This is a genomic window from Eximiradius sp. (genome assembly GCA_937127445.1).
In the GTDB taxonomy this organism is placed as follows: domain Bacteria; phylum Bacteroidota; class Ignavibacteria; order Kapaibacteriales; family UBA2268; genus JAKIZO01.
The window spans coordinates 1-23,334 of sequence record CAKZLY010000035.1; the positions used below are offsets into that span (position 1 = coordinate 1).

The following is a 23,334-nucleotide window of genomic DNA, read 5'->3' on the forward strand; positions in this document are numbered from 1 at the left end:
CGGTTCAGTAATAATAAATGTTTCATCATCACTATTTCAATACTAATATAGTGCGATTAGAACCAGGTTGGGGCTTAAAATCTTTATTTAGAGAAATATTTCAATACTAATATAGTGCGATTAGAACTACAAATTTAAATACAAATTTAGATACAAGAAAATCCAAATTTCAATACTAATATAGTGCGATTAGAACTCTGACAGCTTGATTGTTTTCTAAATCGAGATTACCATTTCAATACTAATATAGTGCGATTAGAACTAATAACGCCAATAACACCAGATACCAACTCAATTATTTCAATACTAATATAGTGCGATTAGAACTTCGATAAACAATCTGAACATTCTAACTTTATACAAATTTCAATACTAATATAGTGCGATTAGAACTGGTTTAAAAAAATAACCCCGGCCGACCTAACGGAATTTCAATACTAATATAGTGCGATTAGAACCGTTTGTGTCATCAAGCACTCTGCAGTATATCTTGATTTCAATACTAATATAGTGCGATTAGAACCTATCAAAATTAACAAAATCTTATCGATTAATCAATAGTTTATACTATTTTTTTTCTTTAATATTATTGTCGACCGCTGATTATGTATTTTTGTTAGCCTCTCGACAAATATCGAATATATCGATATTTCAGCCTAATTTTCAAATAACTTACCCTTTTATTCTATAATATTGTTTTGAATTTTTTCGAGTTCGACAATTATAATTTTCTTTTCTTTTCTACAAAAAGTTCGATGTATACTTGCTTTTATCCACTCCTACTATTTCTCGATTTAAATATTTATTTGTGCTCATTTTATACACAATTATTGAATCTTCTTCTTTTTTCATTATTTTTTCTGCAAAATGTAAGTATTCCATCAATTTTGCTTCGGTTGTTTCGCCCTCGAATACTGAGTTCTGTATCCAACTAAAGTACTGTCGTGTTAGTTTTAACATTTTGCCCACTCGCTTTTCCCCAACATCATAGACTACGATACAATACATTTTTACCACCAGATTTTGAATGGTTCATAAATTTTGTCGCCCAACAAATGTTTAATCAACTTGTAACATTCCAATCTTATTATTCTGCGGTAGGAGACCTCTTTGTTGATTGTTTTGTGTTTAATTACAGTTTTCATTTTCTCGTCGAATTCTTTTACTACTTCTTTTCGTCCATTTTCTTTTAAATATACTCCATTAAATTTTGTTTCAAAATCATTGGTCTGGATTTGTTTATTATTAATTAATTTAAATATGATTCTATCGGCAAAAATTGGCTTGAATATTTCTGCTATATCCAGAGCCAAGGAAAATCTTCGTTCACTTGGTTCGTGTAAATAAGAGATTGTGGGATTGAGCTGAGTTTTGTATATTTCCGATAATATTGATGTGTAAACGAGCGAATTAGTAAACGAAATTAAAGCATTAATGGGATTAGATGGTGGATGGAATTTTCTTGTAAGTATAGCAAATTCCTTCCCAATGATTTTTTCGAAAGTAGAATAATAGATTTTTCGAATGCTTCCTTCCAAACCCATTAATTCGGGAACTTTTTGAATGTCTTTGATATTATTGCTTAATCGCTCAATTTCGTTTATTTCTGAAATCAAATCAACTTTTCTGCTATTGTAATACTTCAAATTCTTAATAATATTGTAAATAGCTCCTTCCACAAATGATTTTGCAATTTGTAATCGTTTTGTATTATTCGAATAGAATTTTACTTGATTCACCAGCAATTTACCGCTTAATAAGTACTCACGTGGATAAAATGTACCTGAGTAAAAACCATAATAGTTAAAAAAGTGGATAGGTATATTCTTTTGAGTACAAAAATCTATGAACTTCGTATTAAACGAAATTTCTGTCATTACATTGAATGTTTCTATCTCGTTTATTGGTAATACAATTTTATTTTTTGAATCTGTTTCGTCCAAATCCGAATCCATTGATAATAGCAACTCATCATCAATGTATTCATTTTCGTTATACTCGTATTCTTTAAAAGGTACGAAAAATATCGTATTATCTTTTCTTTTCAATTTTCCGGGTGTAAATATATAAAAATTTCGCTTCATACAAAATCAATCAAATATAACATAATTCGTAATAACTGCAATTTTTGCAAAAAGGTTTATTAATTGGTTTCGGCGGCAAATCGCTGGATATAATTTCTTTGATTTCAGTAATATAAGTTTGTATTTTCTTGGAATCTTCCTCCGAAAAACTAACTTTAATTTTTTGACGGAGCAAGGGATAATCAATATCGCCCGAGACATCATTAATACCAATTTGATTTAACACGAAGATATAGAATTTAACCTGCCAGATATGAGTTTCCTCCATTTTGGAAGATTTTTTCACCTCGTGAATAACTTTGTTTTTTGCATCATAAAAATCAAGGACAATATCAAATTCATCATTGTGGATACGAATTTCGTGCTGTTGTCTTTCATAAGTGGAATTTGAGATAAACCTTCCAATATCGACATTCTCGGAATTATGCTCCATATTAATATTATGAGCAAAAAGCCAGAGATGACGAGGGCAATGAAAATAATATGAAATATGGGTTCCTGTTATCATTATATAATGTTATTTATCTCTAACGTCTGATTGAAACCGTAGCCGTATGAATATATTTGTTCCCAATGCGTTAAATAAAAATATCCATTTTTAAATTCACCATAATTTTGTAATTTATTATTATTTATATTTAAGTACATACTAAATACAAACTGCGAGAGTATTGTGTTTATAATTTTTAATTCAGTTTTATTTTTCAAAAAGTCTTCTCTATCTCTATCTTGTTTAATCAATTGTTCATAAAAAGAAAATAATTTCTCACCGCAAATCTCTTCGTCATCATCAAAATAAATTTGATTGTCTTTTAAAAAAGCAATTTCTATGTCAGAAAAAAAACTGATTGGAATTTTCAAAGGAACAAAAATTGATATAGTATTATTATCAATCAATTTAAAATTCCTTTTAACTTCCTTATATTTAAGCAATTTGATATATTTCAGAAAAGAGGATAAATTTTCGGCAAAAATTTGATTATTATAAGAGTTAATATTTGAAAATACATGAGAATAATATTTATCAAATTCTTTTGAAATCAAGAATTCATTCAATTGGTTTCGGTCTATTTTCTTTTGTTCATCAAACCTTAAATCATTTTTATAAACAAATTTTGCACTTCCTGAATCAAAAAGATAAACAATACAATTTGTTTTTGACGCATTGCGATTAATTCTGCCAGCAAATTGTTCATCAGAGTCGATTAACGAAATATCCTTGAATCCAATATCCATATCAATATCCAACCCGGCTTCAATTACTTGTGTTGCGATCAGTAATAATTTTCCACTTTTCGTGCTCGACTTCAAGTATTTGATAATTTCTAATCGCCTTGGTTCTAACACAGTCCCATCAATGTAAATTATTTCAAAATCAGAAAAATTACTATTGCTATGTATAAAGTTATAAAAGGAATTAGCTGATTTTTTAGTAACAAATTCAACTAAAGTAAGTACGCGACCATTTAAATTGTAGTATTCATTTACTTTATCGAGAACAAATTCAGCCAAATTTTTATCACCATAAACTGAACCTTCAGCAAGTAGATCAAAGTTAAATGAAACTCTTTGTGAGAAATTCGGATTGGTAAAATATAAATCCTTGTTCTGAACTAAATAAATAAAATTGTCCTGCTTTACATTATTCGAACCACTAATAATTAACTGACTGATTTTTGGAAGTGTTGCTGACATCAACACAAAAGTGATATTGAATAAATCAGAAAAAGTATTAATAAAATAATTCAACTTATCCCATTCAGATGGCGTGTAGGATTGAAGCTCATCAATAATTACAATAGAATTTGCTAATCGATGAAGAAGGTAGTTTTCTTCCTTTTCGTTAGAAACAATTGAGTTGAAAAATTTAATATGGCTCATCAAAACAATTGGGAAATTCACAAATAAAGCATCGATATAATTTTTTTTCAATGAGCCATAGAAATCATCCTCGGCTCGATCCTTTTCGAAAGGTGCTTTAGAATGAATTTGAGTTATTTCTGCTGCAGATAATTTGAAATTGTTTTTAATTGTCGTAAATGTTTGAGTGATGAGAGAAACAAATGGAAAAATATAAAAAATTTTTCTTATATTATTTCTATTTTTTAAAAGTTCTGAAATTAATAACAATGATAAATTAGTTTTCCCACTGCCTGTGGGGGCTTCTATGTAAAACAATTTGCTATTAGAGCTTTGTCTAAAATTACTTATTACCTCTGCTGAAAGTTTTTGACGAATTAAGTTAAGATTTTTGTTCGATACTTCTGATAGATTTTCGAAAGACAAATTCGCAAAAAAATCAAGATTGTATTTCAATTGCTTGTTATACTCGATGTTATACACTCCTTCGATAATTTTTGATTTTAATTCATTATTCATTATGCCGTAATCTTGTACTGATAAATCGAGCATAAACTCATTTGTTGCTAAATAATCGGCAGCTGTTAGTAATGATGAATTAAGTTTCAAAAGAATATAGGCAATACTTGTATCTGTACAGTCTTTTTTAAAATCAGATAATTTATCTTTGTTATTTAAAAAAAATATTAATTTCGTTGTATCAAGAAAACTTACACTTTCGAATCTTTGTGTAAAATAATTAAAATTTTTTAAAAAAAGTTCATTTATTTTGAGATCTAATGCATCATCTAATGAGCTATGATGTTTGTAAATTGAATGAGAGAAAATACATACATAAGTATATAATAATTTTTGTTCTTGATTGGAAAAAAAAGAAGATATTTTGTTTAAAAAATACGATAAAAAAAGATAATAACTTAGAATAGAATGTTCACTCCCTATGCCGTGTTGAACAAAAGGGAAAGATGGGTTTCCCATCTTTTCCCTTTGAAAATTAGGATTGATTTTACCAAAGTCGTGAAAATAAATTGATGCAGCAAAAAGCATTTTAATGTAATTCTGAATTTCTATTTTCTCGACTGAAAATAAGTTGATTACTTCCTTTGTTATTAAATTGTCAATTATCGGTTCTAATCCATTATTTTCAACAATTTTCAAAAAGTACTTCATTACTAATTCGGTATGAGCTTTTAAGGTTTCTTTTTTATCTTGTTTTAAATGAGAGAAATACAAATCCCTTTTTTGGAGATTATCTAACAAGTAAAAGGGAAAATGCTTCAATATTTCATCAAATGTTTCCATCATATTAATTGAATAATTGTTTTGTTTGAAATTACGTTTTTTGAATTGTTACTTTCAAATAGTTCATATAATTCATCTATTTTTAAACTATTTGAGAATAATGCATTTGTATAAACAAATTCTTCCAATTCATAATTGCCCGTAATTTTGCTGAAACCAATTGGTAATCTTTCGAAATATAAGAAAAAGTATTGTTTTTCATTTAAAAAGTCATCAACTCCATCATTAAGTAAGTGATTTTTGATAAAATCATTTTTACGAAAGATAGAATTAATAGAGTAACTTGATGTATGTTCAAATTTAGTTGCTATGTATTCTTTTGGTTCTTCCCAAGTTAGTTGAAAATCGTTCTTTCCCAAATATGGGATATAAACTGCCTCTTTGTTTTTCAGCATATCAAAAAGCTTGGAAGCATATTCGTTATTCAAAAGAACATATACCCTATACTTTGGTGCAATAAGTGTTTGCTCTTTGATTATTAAGTTACCCCCCTCCTCTTTATTTGCATAACCCACACTGTTATTATATGTAATAACTGTTTTTTTGAAATTTCCGTTCAAAGAGTTGAGAGGTTCTATACCAACTTTAATGTCCTTAAATTTTTCGATATATTCTTGTATATTGGCTTTATTAATAAATGCTTGATAATACCCACCTAAACCCAAAATTGCACCAAATATTCCCAAGAGAGCCGGTTTGTGCAAGAAATTATATGTTAAATAAATACTATCATTTATGTCGTTTTTCTTTAAGAAACCAAAAGTTGCTTTAAAATCAACTGATGCGATCTTGTTTTTCTCCATATTCATTTTCAGATCTCTTGATTGTTCAAGATATTAAAATGTTTTGTAATACTACCTTTCGGACAACCAATAATTTTTGTTGTTATGGGATTATAATATATTTCTATTGTTTCTATATCTTCTTCGATCTCTTTTAGAGTTGTTTCTACTTTTGAACAATCAATTATCGCAGTCTCTCCATCTCGGCTAACATTAATGAGTTCTGTAAAACTTGGTAGCACTTTCTTTGACCCTTCTGTTAACTGCACCCAGATTGTAGCTTCGTTTTCTGAGCCAATTTTTCGGGAGGAATCAAGTGCAGTTACGGCTCTGTTCATAGCTTCTTTTAATTTATCGATATCTTCGGCCGACAAACAAAGCATCTCATTATCTGGTTTTCCTTGATTAATAATATTATAAAATTCTTCTGTATTTTTCGGATTAATTGAAAAGTGGAACACATAATGCCCTTCTTTTAGATTAGTTTGGTTGCCAAGTGTTGACATCTCTTTTTCTTCTTTTTCTTCTTTTTCTTCTTTTTCTTCTTTTTTTGAATTTCTGAAAGGAGATAAAATATCCTCATTGTAAATATCGTTTTCTGGAAACTTATTTACACCGTGGTTAACTTGAACTGGTCCGTGAATTGAAATATTGGTATTACCAGCAAAAGTAGCACCAAATAATCTAATATCCAGGGCAGTCAAAAGTTTTTCAAGTACAGCTTTACGATTGATTTCATTCTTCTTTTCTTTTTTAGGGAAATCACCAAAAATACTTTGATACGTTTCGTCCAAACTTAATGGATTTAGATTTTCATTAAATCTTTTGATGTAAAAAATAATGCTATTTGGCAAGTTTTTCCTAAAATAGTCTTTAATCGCATATTTTAATGCTTTATCGGTAGAATATACCACACCATCCGGTAGTGTTCGTGGATTGTGTGTAAAATCTGCATTGAAATTTGAATTGATAGATTTGACAATAACTGCACCAAATACTCTGTTTTTGAATTCTTGTAACATAATTAAACTCCTTCATTTTTTGTTGATTCAAATAATTGTGAATTAGAAAAATAACCAGCTAAAAATAGCGGAAGTAAATCTTTAATTTTTGTTTGTGTTTCCCAACCGAGAACCTCACTTGCTAGTTTTTGAAATTTTTTGGTTCCGTAAGGAAGTTTGTGCTTGTATTTATCGATACCCCGTGCAATTGCAACTTTGAACAACTCTGGTTCATTTTTAGAAATAAATGGTTCCATCAATGCGTGAGTTTTATTAGCAGCTTCGCTCTGGTAGATTAAGTAATAAACGAGTTGTCCCGCTGAATAAGCAAATTCTTCATCATTTTCAATGTGAACATCGGGATAGTTAAGCAGGCTTTTCAATTTTTCCTGTAATGGTAGGATTTTAGAACCCATATCCTCACCTCCAAAGTTTTTGTTTAATGAAAAAAATATATTGAGTTTATCTTTAATATTGATATCTTTTGTATGTTGTCCGTTTTTATATTCATCGTGTTTGACATCATCAAGAATTCCCGAAATCAAAATATCCTGAAAGACCTGATTTGATATGGCATTATGTTTTGATTTGTAAATATAATCATAAAATGCTTTTCGATATTTCATTACATTTAAATATGTAGTTTTTGTCATATATTTTGAATCGAATTTAATATCATCAAAATATTTTAAAGAATATTGCAATTCTCCATTTTTACCTTCCTTAACTTTTTGAATTAGTACATTATTGAAAGTTTTATGAACTACAACTGATTCGAATTCAAAAACATCTTTAATTGAATTTTCTTTTATTTCTTTGAAAAAATATGTTATGATCTTGAAATCATCCAAAAAGAATTTGAACAGTGGCACATAATCGAAATCTTTAATTTCGAGACCTTTGTAGTTACTCCAAAATATCAGATAAAAATTTGAAAGATCCCTATTATTGTCTTTGATTAATTTTTTTATTATTTCACTAAATTTGATAACTTTATCTCTGTTATAAAGTGTAACTACAACTTCATTTAATTCATTTTTATCAATATTTAATTCATTTTTATCAATAAAAATAGGAAGTGGATTCGGAAGTTTCTTGTTTTCAAGCATTCTTTTAAAATTATGCAGGTGCTTGTGAATTGAAAGTTCAAATCTACTATTAACTTTAAAATTTGAAGTTTTATGGGATATGAAGGGCTTTTTATCTTCACCAAAAGTAGTAAAAAAAGATGTCATTCCATATGTAGTCTCTTTTCCATTTTCGGTTGACTTAATGTTAATTTTATCATTTTCTACTAAAAAAATCTTATTTTCTATATATAATTCATATGCCTTTCTCAGGGTGTTAATATCTTCGTCGAAATATATTTTTATTTTATCTTTATCTTTTAGATTATCAATTATTGATAAATCATCTAATAGTGAGTTAAAATTATTCACAAGGAACTTTTCAATAAGTTTTATTCTGTTAATTTCTTGTTCTGTAAATTTCAAGCTATCATCAGTTGCTTTTAATTTTAAGATATTTTTGAAATACACGGGTATTTTTTTTAAAACATTTCCCTTTTTATAATTTTCTTTATTAAAAAAAAGTGTATATGGGTTAACAGAAAGAATTTGCATTTTTCCCTTTCCACCTATATCCATAGCTTTGTTGTTCGAAATCCAATTTGAGTAGTAATCCCTCAACCCAAATTCGCAATATTTGGGTACATCTTCTGGTTTTGTTTTCTTGTTTATATTCCAATGTTCGTACTTTTCATAGTTTCCTTGAGCATCTAATTTTATCCAAATATGCAATCCTTTCGATGGCTCCAATTTTTCTGTCATATAATGTTCATCAATACATTTAATAAAGTTAACAATTTCAGTAATCATATATTTCTCCTTAATTATTATTAATTATTATTAATTATTATTAATTATTATTAATTATTAATTATTAATTATTAATTATTAATTCTCTCTATCATACCAAAACCGAGGCTGTTTTTTTCGCCTATCCCGCAATAATATGCAACTTTTTGCATTTCTGGAGTTGCTTCTATTAACAGATTACACATATAGCCTTTCACTTTGATACCTCCATTTTTTCCTTCTTTTATTGAAATCAATTTAGATTTCACAAAATTTTCTGCAATTTTCACTTTAAGATATTCAGTATAATTTTCACCTTTAATTAGCTTATATTTTTTTAACAAATTTTTCTCAATTTGTGCAGAAAAAATCTCATCGCCGGGAGTTAAGTATTTGATTTTTTTCTTGTTGTCTTCTATTTGCTGAATGGAAACAGATACTGGTGAAATTGTTTTATATTTTATTTTGTTCTCAATAATTTCATTTTCTTGAATTTCAATACTTGAAATAAAAAATTTGACATTATTCTCATCGAAGCAAAGTTCAAATTGCGCCTTTTTTAAGACTCCTGCAACAAAAACCTTAACGAGATTAGTCTCTACTGGTGCTGAAAAATAGAAATTAGCATCTCCATTTACAATAATCATTTTTCCTTCCAACTCGTAATTCTGAAAATTTAAGTAAGAAAAGTTAAATAATTTAAGTTTTCTACCTTTATCATCTTGAAATCCATAGTTATGTAGCCATTCTGCTATACTTTCTGAACCTCGATGAAAAATCTTATAAACAGAAGATGACATTTGATATTGATAATTAATTGGTAACGAAAAAAAATTTTTTTCAGGCACAAGTATAATTTTAAGTCGCATACTTATAATACCTAATTATTTTATGAAAAATATTTCAAAAAACACGAGATAAGAAACAAGCAGAGCAAATAAAGCATCAAATAACAACTCAATCGAAGCTATAACGTCAATTTTCGTCGCTTATAAAACAACAACTATATTTTTTTTATAAAGATAATAATTTTAAAAATAAATTACAACAATTTTTTATAAATATAAAAGCCCTCAATAAATAAGGGCTTTTATATAAAATAGTAATGATTTTAATTTTTTTTATGGCACTATCCTATATATCATTCTTGGGAATGGTATTGTCTCTCGGATGTGAGCTGCACCTGTTATCCATTTTACAGTACGTTCTACACCCAAACCAAATCCACTATGTGGAACCGAACCATACTTGCGCAAGTCTAAATACCATTGGAACGCCTCAAGCGGTAGATTATGCTCGACAATTCTTTGATAGAGAGCATCGTAGTCATCTTCGCGCTGGCTGCCTCCAATAATTTCTCCGCTTTTTTCTGGGGCAAGCATATCCATTGCTAAGACAACTTTTGGATTTTCAGGATCGCGTTTCATATAAAATGCCTTTGCTTCAGCTGGATAGCGATGTATTATACAAGGTTTGTCGAATTGTTCCATAATTGCTTCTTCTTGAACTGCACCGAAATCTTCTCCCCAAGGAAATGGCAAAATATCAACTTCTTGACCGTCAATTTTCTTTTTAAGCGGGATGTTGTTTTTATGCAGCCAATCTACCGCTTCAGTATAGCTCATTCGATAAAATGGACGCTTTATTTTTTCTAACTTAGTTGTATCGCGTTCCAGCACCTCAAGTTCTTTCTGACAGGTCTTCAAGCAATAGCGGACTATGTATTCGACGAGATCTTCTGCTAAATCCATATCATCGTTTAAATCAAAGAAAGGCATTTCGGGTTCAACCATCCAAAATTCTGTCAAATGTTTACGAGTTTTCGAACGCTCAGCGCGAAAAGTTGGACCAAATGTATAAACTTTGCCCAAGGCCATACACGAAGCTTCCGCATAAAGTTGACCTGATTGCGATAGATATGCGCTTCCTAAATCAAAATACTTAGTTTCAAACAAAGTTGAAGTACCTTCGCAAGCGCTTGGAGTAAGAATTGGCGAATCCATCAATTTGAAACCATTGCCATCAAAAAAATCACGAATTGCTTTAATTACAGCTGCTCGAACACGCATTATTGCCATCTGTTTAGACGAACGCAACCACAAATGACGATTTTCGAGCAAAAATGCATCGCCATGCTCTTTCGGTGTGATTGGATAATCTTTTGCTAAATGATATATCTTCAAATCAGTAACATCTATTTCAAAACCTCCCGGTGCTCTGTTGTCTTCCCTTACAGAACCAGTTAGAGATATGCTCGTCTCCTGTGTTAATCGTTTAGCATTTTCAAATATTTCTTCCGAAACATTTCCTTTGAAAACAACACATTGAACAAAACCGCTCCCATCTCTTAACATAATGAATACAAGCTTTCCTTTCTCTGTCTTATTATGAACCCAGCCATTTAGAGTAATAGTTTCACCAATATAATCTTTTAAGTTTTCGATATTTTTGTAACTTTTGTAACGAGATTCCATAAATAATTCCTTAATATGTTTCTATTCAAAAGAACAATTTGCAAATATAAGCAAAACTATATTAATATAACAAAAGTTTCAGCGAGTAAAATTTAGATTCAAAGAATATATTAAAAAAAAGTCATTCGTGAAAATATCTGCAATTTAAATTCAAGGTTTTCATTATATTTTTGATTTAGAATAGGATAAACTATTAACTAAAAATTAATTTTTGATGAATTACATTAAAAATATAGGATTATCAAGGATTTTTCAGAATATTATTTTTGGTTATTAATGATAATTAATGCTATATTAGCAATAGAGAATTTTATCTCTAATATGAATTAAATAGTTTGGATGGAACTAAAGTAAAATAATAAAAATGATGAAAATTTTATTAAAATATAGCTGAAACTTATTTTGTTGATTTATTTTGTAATTAGAATTATTCACAAACAAAGGATTGTTTTCTATGTCCCTTGAAAAATGTCCCGAATGCTCAAAAGAGCCAACAGAAGATGAACTTTTGGCTCAATTTGAAGAAATTCTTGATGGTTATGTCGAAAAACCTGGTGGATTAATTCCTGCTTTGCAAACTGCACAGAAATTATTTGGCTACCTGCCGAAACGAGTGTTACAGCTTATTAGTATGAAACTTGATATTCCTTACAGTGAAGTTACGGGAGTTGTAAGCTTTTATTCATTTTTCACAACAGTTCCAAAGGGTAAATATATGGTTAGAGTATGCCTGGGAACTGCTTGTTACGTTCGTGGTGGAAAAGATGTTCTGGCATCTCTCGAAAAGGAACTTGAAATTGGTGTAGGTGGTACAACACCTGACGGATTATTCTCTATTGATGTTGGACGTTGTTTTGGTGCGTGTGGTTTAGCCCCTGTAATAATGGTTAATGATGAAACTCACCAAAGAGTAAAGCCTGAAAAAGTCAAAGAGATTATTGATTTCTACCGCGATATTGAAATGACAATAATTAAGGAGAAAGCAGGATGATAAAAGCAGATAAAATAAAAAGCGTAGAAGAATTAAGAAAAATCGGCGATGCCGTTAGAAATGAGAATTTAAAAATTGGGAACGAAATTGCTGATAAAATATTAGTTTGTGCTGGCGGTGGTTGTATTGCATCTGGTTCGCTAATGGTAAAAGCAGCTATACAAAAAGAGCTAAAAGAACACGGCATCGATGACAAAGTTCTTCTTGTTGAAACTGGTTGTTTGGGACCTTGTTCACGTGGTCCAGTTATTGTAACAGCAAAAGACAAAATTTTTTATCAAGGTGTTTCACCAGAAGATGCCAAGGATATTGTTGGAAAGCATCTTTTAAAAGGCGAAATTTTAGAACATCTCTGTTGGAAAGACGAATCTACCGATAAACCTGTTCCAGTTATTACAGATATAGATTTCTTCCGTCGACAGGTGAAGATAGTTCTGAGAAATTGTGGTGAAATTAATCCATTAAGCATTGAAGAGTATATTGGGAAAGATGGCTATCTTGCTTTGGCTAAAGTAGTTACAGAACATAGCCCTGAATATGTCATCAATGAAATGAAAAAATCCGGTCTTCGTGGTCGCGGTGGCGCCGGCTTCCCTACTTGGCTTAAATGGTCATTTGCTCAAAATAGCAAAAGCGATGTTAAATATATGCTTTGCAATGCTGACGAAGGTGACCCTGGAGCCTATATGGATCGTTCTATTTTAGAAGGTGACCCACATAGTGTTATTGAAGGAATGGCTATTGGTGCTTATGCTATTGGTGCTTCACAAGGTTATGTATATGTACGAGCGGAATATCCTTTGGCAGTTGAAAGACTTCAAATTGCAATTAATCGGGCAAGAGAATGTGGTATTTTAGGCAAAAATATCTTTGGTAGTAATTTCTCTTTTGATATTGAAATCAGAATGGGTTCTGGTGCATTTGTATGTGGTGAAGAAACTGCATTAATTCATTCGATAGAAGGTAGACGCGGTGAACCTCGTCCTCGTCCTCCATTCCCTGCTGAAAAAGGATTGTGGGAAAAACCATCTGTTTTAAATAACGTTGAAACTTATGCAAATGTTCCAGTAATTCTATTGAAAGGCGGCGAATGGTTTGCACAATTTGGAACCGAAAAGAGCAAAGGAACAAAAGTATTTGCTCTTGCTGGAGCAATAAATAATTCCGGGCTTGTAGAAGTTCCTATTGGAACACCTCTTGGTGAATTGATATATGACATAGGCAACGGTATTCCTAACGACAAAAAATTCAAAGCTGCACAAATTGGCGGTCCTTCGGGAGGTTGCGTCCCCAAACAACATTTGAATGTTCCACTCGACTATGAATCGCTAAACGAATTAGGCGCGATAATGGGATCAGGTGGATTAATCGTAATGGATGAAGACACCTGTATGGTTGATGTCGCTAAATTTTTCCTCGAATTTGTTCAAGATGAATCTTGCGGGAAATGTGTTCCTTGCCGAGTAGGGACAAAGCGAATGTTGGAAATATTAGAAAGAATAACAGAAAAAAAAGGACAAGAGGGCGACATCGAACTTCTAATAGAATTAGGTGAACAAATCAGAGATACATCACTTTGTGGTTTGGGACAAACTGCACCGAACCCTGTATTATCAACAATTCGACATTTTAGGCACGAGTACGAATCGCATATCTTGAAAAGACATTGCGAAGCAGGTGTCTGCCGTGGTCTTGTTCGTGCTCCGTGTCAGAGCGCTTGTCCAGCTGGAGTGGATATTCCTGGATTTGTATCTCTCATTGGAGAAAGACGTTATGCAGAAGCATTACGCTTACATAGAGAACGTAATCCTTTTGCTGCTGTTTGTGCACGTGTTTGTTTCCATACTTGCGAGGATAAATGCAGGCGAGCGACTCTTGACGCACCTGTTTCGATACGCGCTTTGAAAAGATTTATGGTAGATCAAGAAATCACTATTCAGTTGCCAGAAGTTCATGAAAATGATAAAAACGCTAAAACAAAAATTGCAATAATTGGTGCAGGTCCTGCTGGTTTGTCTTGTGCATATTTCCTTGCACGTCTTGGTTATCGCCCACACGTTTTCGAATCTGAACAGCGACCTGGTGGTATGTTGGTTCAAACTATTCCAGCTTACAGACTTCCAAGAGAAACATTGGCGCGTGAAATTCGTATGATTGAAAATATGGGCGTTGATATTTTGACTGGTAAAAAACTTGGAGTTGATTTCACCCTTTCAGATCTAGTTGAAGACGGTTATAAGGCTGTTTTCCTTGCAATAGGTAATGCTGGAAGTATTAACTTAGACATTAAAGGTTCAGAAGCAAAAGGGGTTACTACTGCAATGGAATTTTTGAGAACGTATAATTTAAGAGGATCTGTACCAGTTGGGAAAAATGTTGTCATTGTAGGTGGTGGAAACGCTGCATTCGATGCAGCACGTTCAGCAATTCGTCTAGGAGCTGAAAAGGTAACAGTAATTTATAGGCGCAGTCAGGATGAAATGCCAGCTTATGTTGAAGAAATTGATGAAGCATTGCAAGAAGGCATCACTCTTATGCCGCTTACAAATCCAGAGGAAATCTTAACTGAAAACGGGAAAGTTGTTGGTATGAAATGTACACCTATGAAACTTGGTGATTTCGATCGTTCTGGACGTCGCAGACCTATTAAAGAAGAGAAAACTTTTGTTGTTGAATGCGATCAAGTTATTTTAGCAGTTGGACAAGCGATAGAAAACCCTGAAATTTTTGAGAAAATAAAGCTAAAAATGAACAATAACGAAAATATTATAGTTGATCCTGTTACTCAACGAACATCTATTCCGTGGTTATTTGCTGGTGGCGATGTTGCCGTTGTTGGTAATTCAGATAGAACCGTTATAGAAGCAATTGCTGCTGGTGAACGAGCCGCAGTTGGTATTGATACATACTTAACGGGAGAATTTCATGCTTTCTGGCGAGAAGAAAAACCTAACGATACATTATTCGATCCAGATGCCGATCCAGCACCATATCCACGTGTAAAAATGCCACTTCTATCTGTTGATAGAAGAAGAAATAACTTTAACGAAGTAGAACAATCTTACACCGAAGCCGAAGCAATTCGCCAAGCTAAGAGATGTTTAAGATGTGATTATGGACATTAATTGGAGTATAAAATGATTACATTAAGCATAAATAACATTAATGTTGAAGTTCCAGAAGGGACAACAGTTTTAGAGGCAGCCAAAAAAGTTGGAATAAATATTCCAACCTTATGCCACTTTGAAGGTAAAAAGCCTCTTGGTGCTTGTCGTGTTTGTCTTGTAGAAATAGAAGGTGGACGAGCACTTGCAGCTTCTTGCTCCACTCCTGCAACAAACGGGATGAAAGTGTTTACTAATACTAAAAGAGCTCGTCTTGCAAGAAAAACAGTCGTTGAACTATTACTATCTGAACATAACGGAGAATGCAAAACTTGCGATAGAAACAACGATTGTGAATTACAAAATTTAGCCTTCCAAATGGGCATTGAAGATATACGCTTAAAAGGTGAAGTTGCTAAACCTCATATTGATAAATCAACACCCGCATTAGTGAGAGACAATGGGAAATGTATTAAATGTCGCCGCTGTGTAACAGTTTGTAATGAAGTTCAGGCAGTTGGCGCGTTGTTCCCACAAGGAAGGGGCTTTTCTTCGATGATCAGTCCTGCTTTTATGTCAGATTTAGACACAGTTGCTTGTGTACAATGCGGACAATGTGCAGCAGTTTGCCCTGTTGGAGCTATTTCGGAAAAAAACCATATTGATGATGTTTGGGAAGCCCTTGACGATCCTACAAAAATGGTTATTGTACAAACTGCACCCGCAATTAGAGCTGCTCTGGGCGAATGTTTCGATTATGAACCTGGAACATTGGTTACTGGAAAAATGGTTACAGCTCTGAAGCAGTTAGGTTTCGATAAAGTTTTTGACACAAATTTTACTGCTGACTTGACTATTATAGAAGAAGGGACCGAATTGCTGATGAGATTAAAAGATAAAATTGTAAACGGGAAGAAGGTAGCTCTACCACAATTTACAAGCTGCTCGCCCGGTTGGATAAACTTTGTCGAATATTTCTATCCGGAGTATACTGATAATTTATCAACTTGCAAATCGCCCCAACAAATGTTTGGAGCTTTAGCAAAAACTTACTATGCAGAAATGCTGTGTAAAGATATTGATGAAATTGTGGTTGTATCTGTTATGCCTTGCACAGCGAAGAAATTTGAATGCCAAAGAGAAGAAATGAATGCAAGCGGGATTCAGGATGTTGATTATGTATTGACTACCCGTGAATTAGCAAAAATGATCAAACAAGCTGGTATAGATTTCACCTCTCTTCCAGATTCTAAAATGGATTCACCGTTAGGGCTCTCCTCAGGTGCTGCTGATATTTTTGCTAATACAGGTGGCGTTATGGAAGCAGCAATTCGTACTGTCTATGAAATTGTTACAGGAAGAGAATTACCGCTTGAAAATTTGCACGTCGAACCGCTTATGGGATTAGAAGGAGTAAAAACAGCTTCTTTGAAAATCGAAGGAACGCTACCCGATTGGTCATTTTTGGAAGGAGTTGGATTAAAAGTTGCCGTTGCCCATGGATTATCAAATGCAAGAAAACTCTTCAGCTCAATTGAAAATGGAGAAGAATACCATTTTGTTGAGGTAATGACTTGCCCCGGTGGATGTATTGGAGGCGGTGGACAACCACGATTTACAGATGATACAGTTCGTCAGAAACGATTAGCGGCTATTTATGCAGAAGATGAAGGAAAAGAAATTAGAAAATCTCACGAAAATCCAGACATAAAACGCCTGTATGAACGCTATCTTGGTAAACCACTTGGCGAGACATCACATCATCTGCTCCATACACATTACAAAAAGAAAGAAATCTTTAAATAAGCACAATTTGTTTTAGTTTGCGAAAAGAGGCTGTTTTATTAAACTATTGAACAGCCTCTTCTTATTTGTAAAAATTGAAAAGTTATTATTTCATAAAATGGTTAATTTCATTAACATCATTTCTTAAATTTGGAAACATATTAAATTATTGAGTTTTATTAGTATTTTATAACTTATTCATTTTGAAATTAATATATTCATAATTAAATTTGTAGTTTGTATTGCAGGTTATTGAAAATAATAGCAATTAATTATTATAAAAATTAGGAGACGTTGTATTAATGGGAACTTTTGAAAGAATTAGGAAAATTTCACCTTATGCACTGGCTGCTTTTGTAGTTATTTTTGTTGGTTTTATGGTAGCAAGTGATGCGGATATTTCCACACTTTTGCAACAAGGCAGCAACCCTCAGACTGCAGCAATTGCTTATATTAATGGTGAAAAAATCCTCTATAAGGACTTTCAGGAAAGAGTAGAACAAGCAATTGAACAGCAAAGAGCTCAAATGCAAAACCCCGAAGCTGAAATTGACCAAAATCAGATTATGACCCAAGTCTGGGATCAAATGGTTACTGAAATTATTTTAAAGCAAGAAGCAGAAAAGTTTGGGATAAAAGTCACTAATAATGAAATTGTAGATATTTTAATAGAAAATCCACCTGATTTTTTGGCTCGTTCATTCACTGATACAGCAGGGAATCTTAATAAACAAATTTACTACGATTTAATAACAAACCCAGAAAATATTGTAAAATACATGGGGCGAGACCCAAATCAAATCCCAATTGAAGAAAGAGAAAAAGCAATTAGTGATTTTAGAAACGATTTGATAAAAATTGAAAATTATCTTCGTTCTCAAAAACTAAACGAAGCTTTGAACACAACTATTACAACTACTGGAAGTTTCATTTCTCCGATGTATGCTAAAACAGTTCTCAAAGATGAAAATAGCTTTGCTGATGTTCGATTTATTCATCTTGGTGCAAAAGATATTAACCCCGATGAGATAAAGGTAACAGATCAAGAAATCAAAGATTATTTCGAGAAAAACAAAAGATATTATAAAGGTGAAAACCAAAGAAAAATTAAGTATGTGCGAATTCCAATTCAACCTTCAAAAGATGATTCATTACGTGCAGAAAAAAGAGTTCAAAAAATATTGGATGATTTAAATACACTTACCGATATTGCTGCAATTGATAGTGCATTCGAAGTTAGAATTAGCGAATTTGGTGGCGAATCTTACGATTGGAAATTAATTAAAGACATAGATCCAAGTCGCCTTTCCTATTTAGCAAATGCAGTTGAAAGACAAGTTATCGGTCCAGTGAAATTGTTTGACGGTACTTATTTCTTTCGTTTAGATGGACGTCGCAAAGGTGAAAATGAAGTTGTTCAGGCAAGCCATATTTTAGTTTCTTTTGGTAACAACAAAGACAGTGCAAAAGCAGAAGCTGACAAAATTCTTAAACGAGCTCGTTCTGGTGAAGATTTTGCTAAATTAGCTCAAGAGTTTTCTCAAGATAAAGGTTCAGCTAATCAAGGCGGAGATTTAGGCTTCTTTGGAAAAGGACGCATGGTAAAACCATTTGAAGATGCCGCTTTTGGGGCTAATTCTGGTCAAATTGTTGGTCCAATAGAAACACAATTTGGTTATCATATCATAAAAGTAGTGGATAAAAAATCAGACGAATTAAAATACAGTGAAATTAAAATTACTCCTACAATTTCAAATCCAACACGTAACAAGCTCTTTATGGATGCACATGCATTTGTCAAGCAAGTTGAAGAAGGGAAGTCTTTTGATGAATTAGCCAAACAACTTAATTTAAGAGTAGATACATCTGATTTTATTTCCAAAACGTTCCCTTTATTTGGTTCTTGGGCACTTACAAACGAAGTATTTGAACTTGAAGTAGGTGGAGTTACAAAACCAAAAGAAACCAAGCAAAAAGAAATTGTTATTATGCAGGTAATCGATGCCGTTAGTGAGGGTGCACCAAGTTTAGCTGTTTATGAAAAGGAAGTTCGTAGAAACATAATTCGCAAAAAACAAATTGAGATGCTGAAAGACAAAGCTCAAAAAGTATATAATGAAGTGAAAGCGATTGGCGATTTAGCTAATGTAACAAACCATAATGTAATTCATCAAGAAAAACTGAGTAACAACGGTCAGGTACCTGGTGTCGGCATGGACGTTGTATTCACTAATGCAGTAATTAATTCAGAAACTGGTAAAATATTAGAACCTATACGTGGTGAAAATGGGTGGTATATAGCTCAGGTATACTCCAAAATTATTCCGAACGATGGCGAAATTAATGCTAAATATATTGAAAAAGCTCGTGAGCTTCGCCAAAATGCTCGTGCTTCTGCTTATGGAAGCTGGTTCCAAACAATAAAACAAAAAGCTAAAATTGAAGATTATCGTTCCAAATTCTATTCTGAATATTAAGAGCGATTTTTATAAAAAGGGCTGCTCAATAATTGGGCAGCCTTTTTTCTTAGCAACTTTACTTTAATAACCTTCTAAATATAAGTTCATAAATTATTCATTAGTAAAATTAGGCAATCTTTTTTCTAAATAAGCAAGAGTTCCTTCCTTAAAGTCCTTGGTGCCACATATTTCACCAAATCTCTCACTTTCATAATGAAGACCTTCAAGCAAAGACATTTCCTGAGATTTGTTGATGCAATTTATTGAGGCTTTTATTGCCAATTTGCTGTTTTTTAAACAATTATTTAAAAACTCTATTGTTTTGTCGAACAATTCTTCTTGAGAGAAAACTTTATTAACAAGACCAATTCTGAAAGCTTCGTTTGCATCAATCATTGCACCGGAAATAATAAGTTCGACTGCTTTTGCTTTACCAACAATACGAGGTAAACGTTGCGATGCTCCATAACCTGGAATGACTCCTAAGCTAACTTCTGGTTGTCCAATTTTAGCATTTTCAGACGCAAAACGGATATGACAAGCAAGAGCAAGTTCACACCCACCGCCGAGTGCATATCCATTAATAGCCGCTATAACAGGAATTGGTAATTGTTCAATGCGTTTAAAAACGTAACTACCATATTCAGAGAATAACTTTCCAGTTTGCTTATCACAATTGTGCAATTCAAAAATATCAGCACCTGCTGCAAAAGCTTTATCACCTGAGCCAGTAATTATTAGTCCATATATAGAATGGTTTGTCTCTATATTCTTTATACAATCATCGAGTTCATCTAATATTTTTTTATTGAGAGCATTTAATTTTTCAGGACGATGAAGCTTTATGATTGCAACGTCTCCAACACGCTCGAAAATAATAGTATCGTAAGGCATGTTACTTCCTAATTATGTTAATTAATGAAATTTTTATAGATCTGCTGCTCATAGCCGGGAATCACCTGATCGATCAACCCTTCTACAACAAATCTCATTGGCAACATTTTTGCTTTTATTTTCCCGATTCCTGGCACGTAATAAATTGAAAGCACTCTCTCAAGATTTAATGGTAAATTCCCAAATTGTGTCTGAGCATTGCCAACAAATTTAAATTTATAATCAACCTGAACAGCATTTTGGAATGTTGTGGAACTGATAGTAGTTGAAACATTCCCTTTATTTATCCCATCAATTGTAAGTTCACCATTAAGTGTGCCGAATGTAAATTGTTCATTTATAAATGTATGAGAATAAATACGCCAATCATTTTGGTTTGGGTTAATGATTTTTACCCATTGGTCAGCGATTTCGAATGGTAAAACAAATCCAGAAGCTCCAAAATTGACCAAATCATCAAACCAGCTTGAATGTGCATAGTAAGCATTACCGACTTTATAATAGTATTGATTTTTGTTTTGATTGTATTGATTTGAATTATCAACAGTAGAAAAGCTCAAAAACTTATATGCTTCTTGCTGCAAAATCATTTCTTTACCAACACAAACTAAGCTATCCAACGTAAAATAGTTCATTACTGGATTCGCATTAGTATCAAGCTGATATTTTTTATAAACCCAATACCATCCATTACCTAAAGGCAAAAGGTCACCATTCAGTGCAATGACCACAAAATCAGTTTCACTGTAATAAGTCTTACCTTTGTATGTAATTGAAATTTTTCCAGTCGTTGCCTCAGAAGGAACAAAAGTTCTAATTACATAACGATTGTTACCAGATGCTTTAGTAATAGTATCAATTACTGCAACTTTCCCATTAAACTTAACTTCAAGTTCAGATTTTTTATTAGTAAATCCTTCAATAACAATTTCCACAACATTCCCAACCGATCCCGAACTTGGAGCAAAATAAATAATCTTATTTTCAGTAGGTTGAGTAGAATTATCATCACTGCAACTTGCTAAAAGTAAGATGGCAAATAATATGAAAACATTTTTTTTCATTACCTCTTCCCTACTTAAAAATATTATAAGGATAATTTGCTAACATTATAACGGACTAAATTTTTCTGGTAACCTTCAATATCAAACTTTTGAGTTCCCATTGTTCCAAGATTTATTTCAATTGTTTTAGATTCGAGAAGTGATTTAACCAATCCAATATTTTCAACAAAATAAAATCTTTGGACTAAATTTACTTCTATCGGAAAATTTAAAATAGTGTAGCTTAAATTACCCTTTATTGAATGGTTTAAAATAACTTCAACAGCGTCAAAAGAAATGCTCCCAATAGTAATTTTAGTATTAGTAGTGTTACGTGTTGCTTTAACTGTGTAATTTGCATTAAATTTTAAAGCAATTGGTAAGTTAGGAAGTTGAACTGTTTCGTTAGCGAATTGATGGGAGAATACATCCCAATTTGTTGCCTGGAAATCAGCTAAAACAATCCATTTGTTCTCTATTTTGTCAATGGGTAGACCGAAAACAGCGTTTGCAGGTAAAACATATTTTGTTTCTGTATATAATTTGGGTTTTTCATAATAAAAATGGTAACGAGCAGTTTCTACAGGCAATTCGTTAATAAACCAAGAATATTGAACAAAAGGAAATGCCTCTTTTTGCAAGTATGTTACGCTCGAAGCTGTCATAACTGAGTCGTTTCGTTTTGTATCAGGTTTTATCTGATTTTGCATATCTAAATCGTAATTCTCATAAAACCAGTAATTCCCAGCTTTAAGCGGGAAATAATTCTTTTCCTGAGAATTATCATCAATTGGATTATTGTTGTTGTCATCGTCTGAGCAAGCAAACAAAAAGAATGGTAACAAAAATAACAAAACATACTTTTTCATAATAAACCCCCTATTTTATTAAATAATTAGTTAACACTGATTTCGAACCAGGGACTGTAAATCCTAAAAGCTGCACTTTGGTTGGTTGATTAATTTGTTGAACAAGCCCAATTCCATTTACAAAATGAACATAAATTTTTTGTTCAAAATTCAAGTTAACAGGAATCGGAGCTTGCTGAAATTTTAAATTTCCATTAAATGATACATTCAGATAAAATTCATATGCTTGAAATTTCTTATTATTCAATAGGAAATCTTTTTTACCTCTGTTTTCGCCTGTAATAAGCAATTTGCCAGAAATTGTACCCAATCCCATAAATGAAGTTTCTGGAATTTCATCCTCGAATGCTTTCCAATCATCATCATTTATATCCGCAACTTTTACCCATTGCTCTTTGAAAGTAAAAGGCAACCCCGGCAGCCCTCCACCACTAAAAAATTGATTAAATCTACTTGAATGCATATATAATTTTTGGTTTTCTTCATACGAATAATATTCAGATGTTGATAATTCTTGCCCATTGTAATTTTTTGTTGTTGTAAAAAATATCGTTCCTAATTTGTCAAGCAGAGTTTTTTGACCAGAAACAACAACCGAGTCGTAATTATTTGATTTTTTCTCAACGTTGTTTGAGTCAATATCATAGTTTTCGTATATCCAATAGGAATGAAGACTTTTCGGTTGAATTTCTGACTTTGTTGGGGAGGTGCTATTTTTATCAGAACAAGAGTATAAAAGTACAATAAGAAATATTAAATACACTCTTTTTTTCATAAATTCCTCGAATAATTTATATTTGGAACTATATAACAATATACTCTATAATTTA

The 23,334-nt window shown here is 32.1% G+C and carries 17 protein-coding genes and 1 CRISPR repeat array; of the genes, 4 read left to right on the forward strand and 13 right to left on the reverse strand.

The annotated features are described in order from the left end of the window. Nucleotides 1–33 precede the first annotated feature (33 nt). A CRISPR array of direct repeats spans nt 34–524; the repeat unit is 31 nt; unit sequence ATTTCAATACTAATATAGTGCGATTAGAACT. A gap of 217 nt (nt 525–741) precedes the next feature. From cas2 to asnS, 9 genes are all read right to left on the reverse strand, one after another. After that, nucleotides 742–1,008 (reverse strand): CRISPR-associated endonuclease Cas2, encoded by a 267-nt coding sequence (gene cas2, locus AC6QZF_RS10200; RefSeq protein ID WP_499799780.1) that lies wholly within the window; start codon nt 1,006–1,008, stop codon nt 742–744. Between the two features lie 2 nt (nt 1,009–1,010). Continuing rightward, the gene (cas1b, locus tag AC6QZF_RS10205) at nt 1,011–2,084 is read right to left on the reverse strand and encodes a type I-B CRISPR-associated endonuclease Cas1b (RefSeq protein WP_499799781.1); all 1,074 of its coding nucleotides are present in this window, start codon (nt 2,082–2,084) and stop codon (nt 1,011–1,013) included. A gap of 10 nt (nt 2,085–2,094) precedes the next feature. Next, the gene (gene cas4 / locus AC6QZF_RS10210) at nt 2,095–2,592 is read right to left on the reverse strand and encodes a CRISPR-associated protein Cas4 (RefSeq protein ID WP_499799782.1); all 498 of its coding nucleotides are present in this window, start codon (nt 2,590–2,592) and stop codon (nt 2,095–2,097) included. Continuing rightward, a complete protein-coding gene (gene cas3 / locus AC6QZF_RS10215) occupies nt 2,592–5,249 on the reverse strand; it encodes a CRISPR-associated helicase Cas3' (protein WP_499799783.1) in 2,658 nt (885 codons plus the stop codon). The genes cas4 and cas3 overlap by 1 nt, the downstream gene beginning before the upstream one ends. Continuing rightward, entirely contained in the window at nt 5,246–6,055 is an 810-nt protein-coding gene (gene cas5b, locus AC6QZF_RS10220; protein ID WP_499799784.1) for a type I-B CRISPR-associated protein Cas5b, read from the reverse strand. The genes cas3 and cas5b overlap by 4 nt, the downstream gene beginning before the upstream one ends. A 2-nt stretch (nt 6,056–6,057) precedes the next feature. Then, nucleotides 6,058–7,050: a type I CRISPR-associated protein Cas7 gene (locus AC6QZF_RS10225; protein ID WP_499799785.1), complete on the reverse strand. Its 993-nt coding sequence runs from the start codon at nt 7,048–7,050 to the stop codon at nt 6,058–6,060. A gap of 2 nt (nt 7,051–7,052) precedes the next feature. After that, entirely contained in the window at nt 7,053–8,906 is a 1,854-nt protein-coding gene (locus tag AC6QZF_RS10230) for a hypothetical protein (protein ID WP_499799786.1), read from the reverse strand. 71 nt (nt 8,907–8,977) lie between these two features. Then, nucleotides 8,978–9,754, reverse strand: coding sequence for a CRISPR-associated endoribonuclease Cas6 (gene cas6, locus AC6QZF_RS10235; protein WP_499799787.1), 777 nt, complete (start codon nt 9,752–9,754; stop codon nt 8,978–8,980). Between the two features lie 252 nt (nt 9,755–10,006). After that, a complete protein-coding gene (asnS, locus tag AC6QZF_RS10240; protein ID WP_499799788.1) occupies nt 10,007–11,359 on the reverse strand; it encodes an asparagine--tRNA ligase in 1,353 nt (450 codons plus the stop codon). Between the two features lie 454 nt (nt 11,360–11,813). On the opposite strand from asnS, the gene AC6QZF_RS10245 reads away from it, so the two are divergent. The 4 genes from AC6QZF_RS10245 (at nt 11,814) to AC6QZF_RS10260 (ending at nt 19,716) form a co-directional block, all read left to right on the forward strand. Continuing rightward, complete coding sequence (locus AC6QZF_RS10245) at nt 11,814–12,350, forward strand: NADH-quinone oxidoreductase subunit NuoE family protein (protein WP_499799789.1); 537 nt, start codon at nt 11,814–11,816, stop codon at nt 12,348–12,350. Further along, complete coding sequence (gene nuoF, locus AC6QZF_RS10250) at nt 12,347–15,475, forward strand: NADH-quinone oxidoreductase subunit NuoF (protein ID WP_499799790.1); 3,129 nt, start codon at nt 12,347–12,349, stop codon at nt 15,473–15,475. The genes AC6QZF_RS10245 and nuoF overlap by 4 nt, the downstream gene beginning before the upstream one ends. Nucleotides 15,476–15,487: 12 nt before the next feature. Continuing rightward, nucleotides 15,488–17,260, forward strand: a complete 1,773-nt coding sequence (locus AC6QZF_RS10255; protein ID WP_499799791.1) for an NADH-dependent [FeFe] hydrogenase, group A6 — start codon at nt 15,488–15,490, stop codon at nt 17,258–17,260. Between the two features lie 281 nt (nt 17,261–17,541). Next, nucleotides 17,542–19,716, forward strand: coding sequence for a peptidylprolyl isomerase (locus AC6QZF_RS10260; protein ID WP_499799792.1), 2,175 nt, complete (start codon nt 17,542–17,544; stop codon nt 19,714–19,716). 93 nt (nt 19,717–19,809) lie between these two features. Here AC6QZF_RS10260 and AC6QZF_RS10265 read toward each other — a convergent pair whose 3' ends face one another. The 4 genes from AC6QZF_RS10265 to AC6QZF_RS10280 are packed head-to-tail and all read right to left on the reverse strand — an operon-like array spanning nt 19,810 to nt 23,279. Next, nucleotides 19,810–20,592, reverse strand: coding sequence for an enoyl-CoA hydratase/isomerase family protein (locus AC6QZF_RS10265; protein ID WP_499799793.1), 783 nt, complete (start codon nt 20,590–20,592; stop codon nt 19,810–19,812). Nucleotides 20,593–20,609: 17 nt separating this feature from the next. Next, nucleotides 20,610–21,656, reverse strand: a complete 1,047-nt coding sequence (locus AC6QZF_RS10270; RefSeq protein WP_499799794.1) for a hypothetical protein — start codon at nt 21,654–21,656, stop codon at nt 20,610–20,612. A 23-nt stretch (nt 21,657–21,679) separates the two neighbouring features. Continuing rightward, nucleotides 21,680–22,504: a hypothetical protein gene (locus AC6QZF_RS10275; protein WP_499799795.1), complete on the reverse strand. Its 825-nt coding sequence runs from the start codon at nt 22,502–22,504 to the stop codon at nt 21,680–21,682. 10 nt (nt 22,505–22,514) lie between these two features. Next, nucleotides 22,515–23,279: a hypothetical protein gene (locus AC6QZF_RS10280; protein WP_499799796.1), complete on the reverse strand. Its 765-nt coding sequence runs from the start codon at nt 23,277–23,279 to the stop codon at nt 22,515–22,517. Nucleotides 23,280–23,334 lie beyond the last annotated feature (55 nt).